General features: G+C 73.5%; 15 protein-coding genes and 1 tRNA gene. 10 read left to right on the plus strand and 6 right to left on the minus strand.

Annotated features, from left to right (window positions below; translation table 11 throughout):
- The first annotated feature begins 11 nt into the window (after positions 1-11).
- Both CLV28_RS03960 and CLV28_RS03965 read left to right on the plus strand, forming a co-directional pair.
- Positions 12-476 (plus strand): MarR family winged helix-turn-helix transcriptional regulator, encoded by a 465-nt coding sequence (locus CLV28_RS03960; protein WP_100421930.1) that lies wholly within the window; start codon positions 12-14, stop codon positions 474-476.
- Between the two features lie 76 nt (positions 477-552).
- On the plus strand, positions 553-975 hold the full coding sequence (locus tag CLV28_RS03965; protein ID WP_100421931.1) for a phage holin family protein: 423 nt from the start codon (positions 553-555) through the stop codon (positions 973-975).
- 120 nt (positions 976-1,095) lie between these two features.
- Here the strand turns inward: CLV28_RS03965 and msrB are convergent, their stop codons facing one another.
- The gene (gene msrB / locus CLV28_RS03970; RefSeq protein WP_100421932.1) at positions 1,096-1,503 is read right to left on the minus strand and encodes a peptide-methionine (R)-S-oxide reductase MsrB; all 408 of its coding nucleotides are present in this window, start codon (positions 1,501-1,503) and stop codon (positions 1,096-1,098) included.
- Between the two features lie 351 nt (positions 1,504-1,854).
- Between msrB and CLV28_RS03975 the strand changes: the two genes are divergently transcribed.
- A complete protein-coding gene (locus CLV28_RS03975) occupies positions 1,855-2,742 on the plus strand; it encodes a hypothetical protein (RefSeq protein WP_100421933.1) in 888 nt (295 codons plus the stop codon).
- 317 nt (positions 2,743-3,059) lie between these two features.
- Here CLV28_RS03975 and CLV28_RS03980 read toward each other — a convergent pair whose 3' ends face one another.
- A complete protein-coding gene (locus tag CLV28_RS03980) occupies positions 3,060-4,661 on the minus strand; it encodes a DEAD/DEAH box helicase (protein ID WP_100421934.1) in 1,602 nt (533 codons plus the stop codon).
- Positions 4,662-4,858: 197 nt separating this feature from the next.
- Here CLV28_RS03980 and CLV28_RS03985 point away from each other — a divergent pair, with 197 nt between their 5' ends.
- From CLV28_RS03985 to CLV28_RS03995, 3 genes are read left to right on the plus strand one after another with little or no spacing between them, the layout of a single operon-like run.
- Positions 4,859-5,593 carry a M50 family metallopeptidase gene (locus CLV28_RS03985; protein WP_373314258.1) on the plus strand — a complete coding sequence of 245 codons (735 nt, stop codon included), beginning with the start codon at positions 4,859-4,861 and terminating at the stop codon, positions 5,591-5,593.
- Between the two features lie 46 nt (positions 5,594-5,639).
- Positions 5,640-6,032, plus strand: coding sequence for a DoxX family protein (locus CLV28_RS03990; protein ID WP_100421936.1), 393 nt, complete (start codon positions 5,640-5,642; stop codon positions 6,030-6,032).
- Complete coding sequence (locus CLV28_RS03995; RefSeq protein WP_157802481.1) at positions 6,029-6,787, plus strand: hypothetical protein; 759 nt, start codon at positions 6,029-6,031, stop codon at positions 6,785-6,787. The genes CLV28_RS03990 and CLV28_RS03995 overlap by 4 nt, the downstream gene beginning before the upstream one ends.
- Before the next feature lie 79 nt (positions 6,788-6,866).
- On the opposite strand, the gene CLV28_RS04000 is transcribed toward CLV28_RS03995, so the two are convergent.
- The gene (locus CLV28_RS04000; protein ID WP_100421938.1) at positions 6,867-7,148 is read right to left on the minus strand and encodes a HesB/IscA family protein; all 282 of its coding nucleotides are present in this window, start codon (positions 7,146-7,148) and stop codon (positions 6,867-6,869) included.
- A 209-nt stretch (positions 7,149-7,357) separates the two neighbouring features.
- Complete coding sequence (locus tag CLV28_RS04005; protein WP_157802482.1) at positions 7,358-7,831, minus strand: hypothetical protein; 474 nt, start codon at positions 7,829-7,831, stop codon at positions 7,358-7,360.
- 151 nt (positions 7,832-7,982) lie between these two features.
- Here CLV28_RS04005 and CLV28_RS04010 point away from each other — a divergent pair, with 151 nt between their 5' ends.
- Positions 7,983-8,441: a hypothetical protein gene (locus CLV28_RS04010; RefSeq protein ID WP_157802483.1), complete on the plus strand. Its 459-nt coding sequence runs from the start codon at positions 7,983-7,985 to the stop codon at positions 8,439-8,441.
- On the plus strand, positions 8,438-10,024 hold the full coding sequence (locus CLV28_RS04015) for a multicopper oxidase family protein (RefSeq protein ID WP_203968112.1): 1,587 nt from the start codon (positions 8,438-8,440) through the stop codon (positions 10,022-10,024). The genes CLV28_RS04010 and CLV28_RS04015 overlap by 4 nt, the downstream gene beginning before the upstream one ends.
- A 50-nt stretch (positions 10,025-10,074) precedes the next feature.
- On the opposite strand, the gene CLV28_RS04020 is transcribed toward CLV28_RS04015, so the two are convergent.
- Positions 10,075-10,500: a transferase gene (locus tag CLV28_RS04020; RefSeq protein WP_157802484.1), complete on the minus strand. Its 426-nt coding sequence runs from the start codon at positions 10,498-10,500 to the stop codon at positions 10,075-10,077.
- A 113-nt stretch (positions 10,501-10,613) separates the two neighbouring features.
- Between CLV28_RS04020 and CLV28_RS04025 the strand changes: the two genes are divergently transcribed.
- Positions 10,614-10,689: transfer RNA gene (locus tag CLV28_RS04025), tRNA-Lys, on the plus strand.
- A gap of 255 nt (positions 10,690-10,944) precedes the next feature.
- Here CLV28_RS04025 and CLV28_RS04030 read toward each other — a convergent pair.
- A complete protein-coding gene (locus CLV28_RS04030; RefSeq protein ID WP_100421941.1) occupies positions 10,945-11,466 on the minus strand; it encodes a hypothetical protein in 522 nt (173 codons plus the stop codon).
- A gap of 397 nt (positions 11,467-11,863) precedes the next feature.
- Here CLV28_RS04030 and CLV28_RS04035 point away from each other — a divergent pair, with 397 nt between their 5' ends.
- Complete coding sequence (locus CLV28_RS04035) at positions 11,864-12,409, plus strand: Rv1352/Rv1906c domain-containing protein (RefSeq protein ID WP_157802485.1); 546 nt, start codon at positions 11,864-11,866, stop codon at positions 12,407-12,409.
- Positions 12,410-12,413: the final 4 nt, after the last annotated feature.

Below are 12,413 nucleotides of genomic sequence, written 5' to 3' on the forward strand. Positions count from 1 at the left end.
ATCATTGGTCCATGGAGCACCCTGACGAGACCCCCTTCGCCGACCTCGAGCGAGAGCTGCGCGTGCTGATCCGCCGCGCGTCGTCCTCCGGCGCGGCGATCGCGCGCCGCGTCCACCCCGACCTCGAGGCGAGCGCGTACCCGCTGCTCGCGCACGTCGACTCGAACCCGGGGGTGCGGGGCTCCGACCTCGCGACGCACTTCGGCGTGGGTCGCGCGACCGTCTCGCGCCAGCTCGCCCGGCTCGAGGAGCTCGGCCTGATCCAGCGCGAGGTCGACCCCGAGGACTCGCGTGGGCAGCTGCTGACGCTCACCGACGAGGGCGCCGCCCGGTTCGCCGACGCGCGCGAGCGGCGCATCGCGTCGCTCTCGCAGGGGCTCGCGACCTGGGACGTGGCCGACGTCGCGACCCTCGCGGGGCTCCTGCACCGCTACTCCGAGGACGTCGTGCGCTGGCAGAGCGAGAACCCCGCCTGACGCGCCGTCCGCGACACGCCGCACCAACCTGCCCGTTCAGGCTGTGGCGCGCGTCACCCGTGGCTATGCTCCGGGAATGATCAAGTTCCTCATCCGGACGGCCATCTTCCTGCTCGCCGCGGCGATCGGGATCCTTCTCACGGACTGGATCTTCAGCATCTTCGATCTGGAGACGTTCGACATCAACTGGAGCAACCCGCTCGCGTTCGTGCTCGCGGTCCTGATCTTCGGTGCAGCGCAGGGGATCCTGTCGCCGTTCATCGCGAAGGTCGCCCGCAACAACGCGCCCGCGCTGCTCGGCGCCGTCGGACTGGTCACGACCTACATCTCGCTGCTCATCGCGTGGCTCATCGCGAGCGACGGGCTCGACATCGGCGGCTGGCAGGGCTGGATCATCGGCCCGCTCGTGGTCTGGCTCGTGTCGATGCTCGCGACCCTGCTCCTGCCGATCTTCCTCGTCAAGGAGGGCGTCGAGAAGGTCCGCGAGAACAACGAGTGACGCCGCACGGGGAGCGTCGCGGCGCCTGACGCCGCAGCACCCGAGGCTGCTGGACGAGAACGCACGAGGCCCGGACGGTTCGACCGTCCGGGCCTCGTGCGCGTCAGCGTCCCGCGAGCGTCAGCCGGCCTGCTCGGCCGGCGTGAACTCCAGGCTCACCGAGTTCATGCAGTAGCGGTCCCCCGTGGGCGTCTGCGGGGCGTCGGGGAACACGTGCCCCAGGTGCGAGCCGCACCGTGCGCAGCGCACCTCGGTGCGCAGCATCCCGTGCGTGCGGTCCTCGATGAGCTCGACCGTCCCGGGCTTCGCCTCGTAGAAGCTCGGCCACCCGCAGTGCGAGTCGAACTTGGTGCCCGCGCCGAACAGCTCGTTGCCGCACGCGCGACACGCGTACGTGCCCTCACGCTTCTCGTCGAGCAGCTCGCCCGTCCAGGGACGCTCGGTCCCCGCCTGCCGCAGCACCGCGAACTCCTGCGCCGAGAGCTTCTCGCGCCACTGCGCGTCGGTCCAGGTCACGTCGTACGTCATGTCGTTACCCCTACCTTTGTCGAGTCCATACGTGCTCCAGGCTCAACCGTGGCGACCGGCAGGACATTCCCCGGTCCCGCCGCCCGGCCGCCGCCCACCGCCGAACGCGCCATCCGTCACCGTTCTGCGCCCGGATCCGTGACAGATCGCGCGGTCGGCAGCGGGGTTCGAGGCGGACCACGTCGTCCACAGGCGGCCGCCTCGCACCGTCGTGACAGGACGCGGACGCCGCAGGGTGCGCCACGCCCCCGCGTGCTGCTTCGGTCGGCCCATGCAGACGTCGCCTCGTCCCGGACCTCTCGCCGGAATCGCTCCCCACTCCTCCAGATCGCCCGCGCGCAGGAGCGCCTGGTGGCGCTCGCGCAGTGCACAGCCCACGGGATCAGTCGTGCCACGGCCGCACGTCGGGTCGCCGCGGGCTCCTGGGCGCGGCCCGTCAGCGGCGTCTACGACCTCGCGCCCGACGGTCCTGGCGATGACCACGAGGCCAGACGCCGACGCGCGGCCTGGCTCGGCGTCCTGGCCTACGGGCCGCACGCGATCGCCGTCGGTCCGAGCGCTCTCACCATGCTCGGCGTCGCGGGCCTCCCGCTCGAGCCGCGGTCCGAGGTCACCCTGCCCGGTGGCCAGGCACGCCGGTCGAGAGGGCCGGTCCGATTCCGCCGGTTCGACGACGGCATGCGGACCGTCACGGTCCAGGGCATGCGAGTCGCGGCGCCGCGGTGGGCGATCGCCCAGTGCGTGCCCGAGCTGTCGCGGGCCCGCGCGCTCGCCGTGCTCGACTCGGCCCTCGCGCGTGGGGTGATCGACGCGGCAGGGCTCGACCTCGCGCACGCCGTGGCACGCGGACGCCGGGGCGTGGCGACGCACCACGACCTCTGGGCGTTGGCCGATTCCCGGGCCGAGTCGCCGCTCGAGTCGTACGGGCGTCTCGCGTGCGTCGAGGCGGGCGTTCCCCCGCACGTCCTCCAGCTCGTCGTGCGCGACGCGACGGGCGCGTTCGTCGGGCGTGCCGACATGGCGTGGCGCCTCGGGGGCGGTCGGTGGCTCGTCGTCGAGATGGACGGTCGCGACGTGCACGGTGCGCCCCGGGCGGTCTACGCCGACCGCGCCCGGCAGAACGCGATGCTCGCGACCGGCAGGGTCGAGATGCTGCGGTTCACGGGCCAGGACTCGCCCGAGCAGATCGGGGCGGTCGTCCGGCGGACCCTCATGCAGCTGCGCCGGCCGACCGCCTGATCCGTCCCGCACGCCCCAGCCGACCGCGCGATCCGTCACGCACCGGCGCCGACCGCGCCATCCGTCACCCGCCGCCGCCGACCGCGCCATCTGTCACCCGCAGCCGCCGACCGCGCCATCTGTCACCGAAATCGGCGAAAACCCGTGACGGATCGCGCGGTCGGCGGTGACAGATCGCGCGGTCGGCGGTGGGGACGCACGACGGTAGGGCCGCACGGCGGTGACAGATCGCACGGTCGGCGGTGGGGACGCACGACGGTAGCGCCGAACGACGTAGGCCGAACGACGTAGGGCCGCACGACGGCGTCCCGGGCGCGTCAGCGCGAGCTCGGAGCTCCCGAGTCGCGCGTGGCACGACCGCGCCCGCGGCCGCCGCGGCGCGGCTGACGGGGCTGAGCCGCGTCGTCCGCGCGCGTGCCCGACGACGACGCCGGGCCGTGCGAGGCCCCGCCGGTCGAGGACGACCATGCGAGGGCCGAGCCGCCGGCACGCTGACCGCGCGACGAGCCCTGACCCGCGCCCGCGCCGCCGCCCGAGCGACGACGCTGGCCGCCGGCAGAACCACCGGCCGAGCCGCCACGCTGACCGCCCGTGGAGCTCTTGCCGCCCGCCGGGCCGCCCTGCTGGCCGGACGCCGCAGCCTGCGCCGCGGTCTGACCGCGACCACGGCCGCGACCGCGCGAGGCGCCGCCACCGGCCGAGGTGCTCTTGCGTGCGGGCTGCACCTGCGTGTGCACGGGCGCCGGCTTGACGTACGGCGCGACCTCGGGGACGAACGACGTCACGAGCTCGTCGCCGGGCGTGACCTGCACGGGCTGCGCGGAGATTCGCGCCTTGCGGGTCAGGTCGCGCACGTCGTTGCGCTGCTCGGGGAGCATGATCGTGACGACCACGCCTTCCTCGCCGGCACGCGCGGTGCGGCCCGAGCGGTGCAGGTACGCCTTGTGCTCGGCCGGCGGGTCGACGTGCACGACGAGCTCGATCTCGTCGACGTGGATCCCGCGCGCCGCGATGTCGGTGGCGACCATGACCTTGACGTCGCCGTTCGAGAACGCCTCGAGGTTGCGCTCGCGCGCGCCCTGGCCGAGGTTGCCGTGCAGGTCGACCGCGGGGATGCCCGACGCGGTGAGCTGCTTGGCGAGCTTCTTGGCCTGGTGCTTGGTGCGCATGAACAGGATGCGTCGGCCCGTGCCCGAGGCGAGGGTCTCGACGACCTGCTTCTTCGCGTCGGCGTCCTTGACCGCGAGGATGTGGTGCGTCATCTTCGGCGGGGCCGAGGCGGCGTCGTCGACCGAGTGCTTGACGGGGTTCGACAGGTAGCGCTTGACGAGCTGGTCCACGCCGTTGTCGAGCGTCGCCGAGAACAGCATGCGCTGCCCGACCTTGGGCGTGCGGTCCATGATGCGCTTGACGCCGGGCAGGAACCCGAGGTCGGCCATGTGGTCGGCCTCGTCGAGGATCGTGATCTCGATGCCGTCGAGCGTCAGGAGGTTCTGCTTGAGCAGGTCCTCGAGGCGGCCGGGGCAGGCGATGACGATGTCGACGCCCGCGTTGAGCGCGGAGACCTGGCGCGACTGCGCGACGCCGCCGAAGATCGTGGTCGTCACGAGCCCGAGCGCCTTGGCGATGGGCTCCATGGTCGCGTTGATCTGGTTGGCGAGTTCGCGCGTGGGGCACAGCACGAGCGCCCGCGGACGCCGCGGGTGCCGGCTCGTGCGCGAGATGTCGAGCCGCGTCACGGCGGGCAGCGAGAACGCGAGCGTCTTGCCCGAGCCGGTGCGCCCGCGACCGAGCACGTCGCGACCGGCGACGGAGTCGGGCAGCGTCGCGACCTGGATCGGGAACGGGGTGGTGATGCCCTGCCGCGCCAGCACGTTGACGACGGGCGTGGGCAGGGAGAAGTCAGCAAAGGTGGTCAAGGAAATGAGCCTCTCGGGGCAGAAAACTGCTCGGTCGGAGTCCGCCGCACGACAATCCGCCGGGGACCTCTACGACGCGGGGCGCGCAGGTGTGCGCCGCCCTCGGACCTCCAGTCTCTCACGGCTCGCGCCCGGAACGCCCCGACTGTGACGAACCACGCCCCGCGGCGCGGGACGGACGTGGTTCGATGGCCCGCGTGAGCTTCTTCGAGAACGTCGGCGACGTGGTCTCCCAGATCTGGGACGCGGCGACGACGCCGGTCGACGCGCCCGCGCCGTCCGTGGTCCTGGTCTGCGCCGCGGTCGCGGCGGCCGTGGTGCTCGTGCGCCCGACGTGGCACGTCGCGCGGCACCTGATCACGATCGCGCACGAGGGCGGTCACGCGGTCGCGGCGCTCCTGAGCGGCCGACAGCTCAGCGGCATCCGGCTGCACTCGGACACCTCGGGCCTCACGGTGTCGAAGGGTCGCCCGCGCGGGCTCGGCATGATCGTCACCGCGTTCATGGGGTACGTCGCGCCGGGGCTGGTCGGCCTGGGCGCGGCGGCGCTGCTGCACGCCGGGTACGCGGTCGGGCTGCTGTGGCTGCTCGTGCTGCTGCTCGCGCTCCTGCTGCTGCAGATCCGCAACTGGTTCGGCCTGTGGTCGGTGCTCGTGAGCGGCACCGCGCTCGTGCTGGTCTCGTGGTTCCTCGACGGCCCGGCGCAGTCGGCGGTCGCGTACGCGGTCACGTGGTTCCTGCTCCTGGGCGCGGTCCGCCCGGTGCTCGAGCTGCAGGCGCAGCGCCGCCGTGGCCGCGGCTCCCGCTCGGACGCGGACGTGCTCGCGCGCCTGACCCCGCTGCCCGGCATCGTCTGGGTCGGGATCTTCCTCGTCGTGACGGTGGGCGCGGCGGTGCTCGGCGGCTCGTGGATCTGGGCGCCCGTCGACTGACGCGCCCGACCGGCGAGCGGACGCCGGGGCCGCTAGCGTCGCGGTCATGCCACGAGATTCCCGCCCCCTGCCTGCGCTGGCCCTCGCCGGCGCGCTCACCGCGACCGGCGTGCTGCACCTCGTGCGGCCGCGCACGTTCGAGCCGCTGATCCCGCGCCGACTGGGCTCGCCGCGCGCGTGGGTGCTCGGCAGCGGCGTCGCCGAGCTCGCGTGCGCCGCGGCCGTGGCCGCCCCGGCGACCCGCCGCGCGGGCGGGCTCGCGACCGCCGCGCTGTTCGTCGCCGTGTTCCCGGGCAACGTGACGATGGCGCTGGCCTCGCACCCGGGCGCCCGCTCGTGGGCGATGCGGCCTGCGGTCGCCTGGGGGCGCCTGCCGTTCCAGGTGCCGCTCGTGGCGTGGGCGCTGCGCGTGGCACGCACGGCCGGGGGTGCGTCGTGATCGCGCGGCGCGGGACCGCCGCCGCGACGGCGGTCGTGCTCGCGCTCGCGCTCGCCGCGTGCGGCGACTCCGAGCCGTCGGACGTCGGCACCGACGCCCCGGCGGAGAGCGGGGAGCAGGCCGGGACGGGCTCGGGTCACGTCGAGGCGGGGGCCGACGACGCGGCGTCCGCCACGCTCGTCCTCACGGGCGGCGGCGACTCGATCACGCTCGGCACGGACCCGGACGGCGGCCCCGCGGTGGCCGCCGACGCGACCAACGTGCCGGGCGACGCGGACGACGGCGGGCTCGTGCTCACCACGCCCGCCCCTGACGCGGACGACGCGGGGCCGCGCTACCAGGTCGCGCTCGACGGCGGCGACGTCGCGGTGCGCCTCGACCCGGACGTGCGCTGGACGGTGCTGATCCAGGCGGGCACGGACGCCTGGGACGTCGACCTGACCGCGACGCACGTCGACCGGATCACGATCGAGGCAGGCGCGGGCAAGGGCACGTTCCGGCTGCCCGCGCCGGACGACGTCGTCCCCATCGACCAGACCGCGGGGCTGGGCGACGTCACGGTCCAGGTGCCCGACGGCACGGGGCTGCGGTGGACGACGTCCGCCGGGGCGGGCACCGCGACACTCCTGGGCGAGACGACGGAGGGCATCGCGGCGCAGACCGAGCTGACCACGCCCGACCTCGACGAGTCCGGCCCGTACTACGACCTGCGCAGCGCGGCCGGGATCGGGTCGCTCACGGTCACGAACCCGTAGCGCCCGCACGACGAGCGCCCGCACGACGACGGCCCGCCCGCTCCTCGAGGGAGCGGGCGGGCCGTCGGGTGCTGCGGGCTCAGGCCTGGGGCGTGAGCACGAACGCCGGACCCTGCGCGTTCGGGTCGGTGTCGAGCGTCAGGTGGTCGAGCGTGGGCACCGTCGCGGAGTCCACGAACACCTTGGCGTCGCCGTTCTCGACGACCTGGTCGTCGGGCTGGGGCGCAGGCACGAGCGCGAGCTCGAAGCTGCCGGACTGCGGCGCGGACTCCGCGATGCGCAGGCCCCCGCCCTCCGGCACGCCGGCCTGGGTCGTGAGGTCGTTGACTGCGGTGCGAGCGTTGTCGGTCAGGGTGAGCACGAGAGCTCCTCTCGTCGCCGGGCGAGACCTCACGGAACACCATGCGGTGCACCCGTCCGTGGGCCTCTCGGTCCCCTCCAACCAAGCAAGGTCCGGCGTCGCTGGCAAGCGTGGACGCCGATGTCGCCCGAATCTCTCACTGGGCAAGACCGCGCGTGACATCCGCGCCCGTGGCGCCTACGGTGCGCCCCCGGGAGCCGCCGGCGGGGTCAGGAGGTGGCGGACGGCGTCGCCGCGGCCGTCGGCGCGGCGCTCGGGAAGTCGAAGCCGGCGTCGGCACAGAGGTCGCGGATCTCGGTGAGGCCCTCGGTCGCGCTCGCGATGTCGATCTCGGTGCTCTCGGTCCCCTGGTCGAGCCCTTCCTGGACCTGGAGGAACGGCTGCTCGACCTTCTGGATCGCGGCCGTGAACGAGGTCGGCGCGCTCTTCTCGAGCTCCTGCAGGCGCTTGCCCACGGCGTTCATGGACGACGCGACCGTGCCGTCGAAGCCCTGGCTCGCGCGGATCAGCACGTCGCCCACGGCCCGCTCGAGCGGGTCTCCCCCGCCGACGTACATCTCGGTGCAGGTCTCGGTCACGGGGGTCGACGCGGCGGTGTCGTCGGCGTCGGCGCTGCAGCCGACGAGCAGCACCGCGGAGGCAAGGGTGATCGCGGAGGCGGCGGCGAGGGTTCTGCGTTCCATGCCCTCCATTGGACCAGACGAACCTGCGTGCGGGTTTTCACCCGCTGCCCGTGCATCACCCGGCCCGGCCCCGGTGTCGTTCCAGGTGGCGCGAACGCGCCGACCACGGCCGCGCCGTCGGCGACGCGACCCTTCTGAGCTGGAGGGTTTCATGAGGGCTGTCTACCGGGTGCTCGCGTGGGCGATACCCGTCCTGGTGCTGGTGCAGGCTGCGGCGATCGCGTTCGCCCTGTTCGGTCTGGGCAAGTGGGTCGAGGACGGCAACGACCTCACGAGCTCGACCTTCGACAGCGACTCCCCGGACGTCGGGGGCATCGCTGGGTTCGCCGTGCACGGCATGAACGGGATGATGCTCATCCCGCTCGTCGCGCTGCTGCTGCTCGTCGTGTCGTTCTTCGCGAAGGTCCCGCGGGGCACGTTCTGGGCGCTGCTCGTCGTGGTCGACGTCGTGCTGCAGATCGGCATCGCGTTCGCGGCGTTCGGCGCGCCGGTCGTGGGCGCGTTCCACGGGATCAACGCGTTCGTGCTCGCGGGCCTCGGCGTCGCGGCGGCCCGCGCGGCCCGCCCGGGCCGGACGACGGCGACCGTGCCCGAGCGCGCGACGACGTGACCACCGGGCGCGGGGCGGGCGGCCGCGTCGGCCTGCTGGTCGCCTGCGCCGCGACGCTGCTCGTGCTCGCGCCGATCGCGTGGTTCTGGCACGCGTCGCTCCTGCCGGGGACGTACGCGGTGACGTCGGTGGGCTACGTCGACACGGGCACCGCGGGCACCGCAGGAACGGGCACGGGCACAGGCACCGGCACGGACCCGGCCGACCCGGCCACGCGCCCGGGCGACGGCGTCGGGCCGCGCGGCGCGACGCCGCTCGCCCACCGGCACGAGGCGGTCGCCGCGGGCCGCGAGGTCTCGGTGACCGACCTCGACACGGACCCGACGCGGCGGGCCGACGTCACGGTCGACCTGGTCGCGCGTGCGGGGACGGTCCGGCTGGCCTCGGGCCGCACGGTCGAGGGGTACACGCTGAACGGCACGTCCCCGGGGCCGCTGATCGAGGTCGTGCAGGGCCAGCTGCTCGAGGTGCACCTGCGCAACGAGTCGGTCGGGTCCGGCCTGACGCTGCACTGGCACGGCGTGGACGTGCCCAACGCGCAGGACGGCGTCGCGGGCGTCACGCAGGACGCGGTGCCCGTGGGCGGTGAGCACACGTACCGGTTCGTCGCCCCGGACTCGGGGACCTACTGGTACCACTCGCACCAGGTCTCGCACGAGCAGGTCGTGGGCGGGCTGCTCGGCGCGCTCGTGGTGCACCCGGCGACCCCGACGCGGCCGGTCGACGTCGACCGCGTGGTCGTGGCGCACACGTACGGCGGCGCGCTCACGCTCGACGGTCAGGAGGGCGACGTGCGCGTGCCCGCCGAGCCCGGCGACGTCGTCCGCCTCCGGCTGGTCGACACGGACGACGGCACGCTCACGGCGTGGGCGTCGGTCCCGTACCGGGTGGTCGCGGTGGACGGCCACGACGTGCACGAGCCACCGGCCGTCGAGCGCGCGACGGTCGGCGTCGGGGCGGGCGGCCGGGTCGACCTCGAGGTCGTGGTGCCGGACGACGGCACCGCGGCCCGCGTCCAGGTCGGGTCGTCCGACGCCCTGGTCGTGGGACCGGCGCAGGCGCAGGCTCCCCCGGTCGAGCGGCCGGACGACGCGGTCGACCTCCTCGCGTACGGGACGCCGGCGCCGCTCGGGATCGACCCGGCGTCGCCCGACCGGAGCTTCGAGTACGCGATCGGGCGCCGGCCCGGGTTCGTCGGCGGGCGTCCGGGCATGTGGTGGTCGGTCAACGGGCACGTGTTCCCGGACCTGCCGATGTTCATGGTGCGCGAGGGCGACGTCGTGCGAATCACGATCAGCAACGACAGCGGCGCGGTCCACCCGATCCACCTGCACGGGCACCATGCGGTCGTGCTCTCGCGCGACGGCGTCGCGGCCACGGGCAGCCCGTGGTGGTTCGACACGCTCGACGTGCGCGACGGCGAGACGTACGAGGTCGCGTTCGTCGCGGACAACCCGGGGATCTGGATGGACCACTGCCACAACCTGCAGCACGCGGCCGACGGCCTGGTGACCCACCTGATGTACGAGGGGGTCACGACGCCGTACGTCGTCGGGGGCGACACGGGCAACGAGCCCGAGTGAGCCCGGGCGGTCGGGCGGGCCGCACCGGCCCGCCCGACGGGTGCCGGGGGTCAGGCGGCGGCGTACCCGCCGCTGCGCCCGGCGGTGCGCTGCGGGCCGACGTGGCTCCCTGCGGGCAGCGCCTCGTCGTCGGGCACGAGCGCGCCCGGGTCGACGACCGACTCGGCGCCGAGCCGCGCACGGGCCCCGACGCGCGCACCACGGTGCACCACGGCGCGCGGGCCGACGTGCGCCGCGCGCCCGACCACCGCGTCGGTGCCGACGCGGGCGTCCTCGTCGACCCATGCGGCCGCCTCGACGTGGGCGCGGGCGCCCACGACCGCCCCGGGCTCGACGTAGGCGCTCTCGGCGACCCACGCGTCCGGGTGCACGTCGGCGCGCGTCGAGACGGGACCGCCCCCGTTGGGGTGCCTGACGTACTTCACGACGCGACCGTCGTCGTGCTCGACCTCGACGTTGCGTGCGAGCCTCACCATGCGGACCTCCTGTCGGATGGACATGATTCTCAGCATCGTCAACGTACGAGCCCGCCCGAGGATTCCCGGGCGGATTGTCCGCACGGTCCCCGCGCGCCATATCCTCGTCCCACGGGCCTCTAGCTCAACTGGCAGAGCTGCGGACTTTTAATCCGTAGGTTGTGGGTTCGAACCCCACGGGGCCCACCAGTGTTTCCAACGGTTCCGACCTCCTGACTGCCCCGCAGGTGTAGCCACACGTGTAGCCGAGACCCCTTCGAAGGCCCCGAAACCGCCCTGCGGTGTAGCCACGAAGCCACAGCCGCGAATCGGGCACGTCAGGCCGTGTTGCCGCGGCGCAGCACGGCGTCGGCGAGGCGGGCCTGCTCGTCACCACGATCCATAGGCACGAGCTCGTGCGCGGGCGTGCCCCTCTGGCGGCCACCTGCCCGTTCGCGCGAGCGGTCATGCGCCTCCCCCGGCCTCGACGTCGTCGTCCCAGGCGGCGCGCTCCTGCGCCTTGCGGGACGAGCCGGCGCGCGCGGCGAGGCTGTAGTCGGTCTGGTCCTGCTCCGGCCCGGGCTCCACAACACCAACACCGGGTGCCGCCTCGCGCAGGGCGAGCACTTCGCGGTTCGCGCGAGCGAACTGACGCACGACGTCGATCACCGTGCGGCGCTGATCGGCGGAGAGCAGGTCAGCGTCTGGGGGCAGCTGGTCGGCGAGCGACGCGAGCGGCATCGGAAGGTCGGCGGCGGCGTAGACGCGCTCGATCGGGTAGCCGGAGAGAACTGCGAGGGCCTCGAGGGTCTTGCCCGAGGGCCGGGAGAGGTAGTTGCCGGCGAGGATCTTGTCGACGGTCGTGTACGAGAGGGTGAGGCCTCGCTGCTCGGCGAGGCGCCCGAGGGCTCGACCGCGGACGCCGCCATGCTGGTCGGATGCTGTCTGCGCCACGTCGCGGAGCGTGAGTGCGCTGTCTGAGTTCATAGGGCGGAACCTTCCGGCGCTAGTCCCGCTGATCCGAGCAAGCAAGCGGATTCATCGACAAATGACAAGTCCACGGTATCGGCCTTCCCACGGGTCACCACCGCTGACATGACCTGCCTCGCACGCAGCCGCGGACGACCCGCGCGAGGCAGGTCGATCGGGCAGCATTTCACCCGGCACGACTGCTTCTGTCCGCATTCTTGGCATGGGACGAATGGAATACTGACGCCGCGTCGCACCAGGCCGCAGACGCAGACCCTTCGATTCACGCACACGAACGGACGCCATGTCGACGCCGCCCCCTCCCCCGCCGCCCCCTCACGACCACGCGGTCGCCACCGCTCCGGCCACGCACCGACGCTGGTTCTCACGTGGCCGGCAGCGCACGATCACGATCGTGCTGCTCGCCGTGCTGCTCGCCGCCACGGTCACGTCGACCGCGCTCTGGATCGTGAACTACCAGAGCGCGCAGTCCTGGGTCGCCAAGGCGGACGACCTGCAGGCGGAGCTCGACGACGCGCTCGTCGACGTCGAGCGCGCCCAGGATGCCACCGCGAGCAAGGACCAGCGCGTGCGAGAGCTCACGGAGCAGGTCGAGGCGCTCGACGCGGACGCGTCATCGGTCGAGGCGCTGCGCCTGGAGCTCGAGTCGCGAGCCTCTGAGCTCGACGAGCGAGAGAAGACCGTGACGACCACGGAGGAGCGGATCGCTGCGTCGACCATCACGGAGGGCACCTGGACCGTAGGCACGGATATCGCTCCCGGCACCTACCGGACGACGGCAGCCGTCGGAGGCGAGTGCTACTGGAGCATCGAGCGCTCCGGCAGCAACGGGAGCGACATCGTCGAGAACGACATCGTGACCGGAGGATTCCCTACGGTCGTGCTCTCCGAGGGCCAGGACTTCACGACCAACCGCTGCGGGTCCTGGGCCAAGCAGTAGCGCG

Source organism: Sediminihabitans luteus (assembly GCF_002797595.1).
In the GTDB taxonomy this organism is placed as follows: Bacteria; Actinomycetota; Actinomycetes; order Actinomycetales; family Cellulomonadaceae; genus Paraoerskovia; species Paraoerskovia lutea.

Coding starts and splice junctions, on each gene's coding strand:
- CLV28_RS03960 (WP_100421930.1), top strand. CDS start 12: ATGGAGCACCCTGACGAGACCCCCTTCGCCGACCTCGAGCGAGAGCTG.
- CLV28_RS03965 (WP_100421931.1), top strand. CDS start 553: ATGATCAAGTTCCTCATCCGGACGGCCATCTTCCTGCTCGCCGCGGCG.
- msrB (WP_100421932.1), bottom strand. CDS start 1,503: ATGACGTACGACGTGACCTGGACCGACGCGCAGTGGCGCGAGAAGCTC.
- CLV28_RS03990 (WP_100421936.1), top strand. CDS start 5,640: ATGCCACGAGATTCCCGCCCCCTGCCTGCGCTGGCCCTCGCCGGCGCG.
- CLV28_RS04005 (WP_157802482.1), bottom strand. CDS start 7,831: ATGGAACGCAGAACCCTCGCCGCCGCCTCCGCGATCACCCTTGCCTCC.
- CLV28_RS04010 (WP_157802483.1), top strand. CDS start 7,983: ATGAGGGCTGTCTACCGGGTGCTCGCGTGGGCGATACCCGTCCTGGTG.
- CLV28_RS04020 (WP_157802484.1), bottom strand. CDS start 10,500: ATGGTGAGGCTCGCACGCAACGTCGAGGTCGAGCACGACGACGGTCGC.
- CLV28_RS04030 (WP_100421941.1), bottom strand. CDS start 11,466: ATGAACTCAGACAGCGCACTCACGCTCCGCGACGTGGCGCAGACAGCA.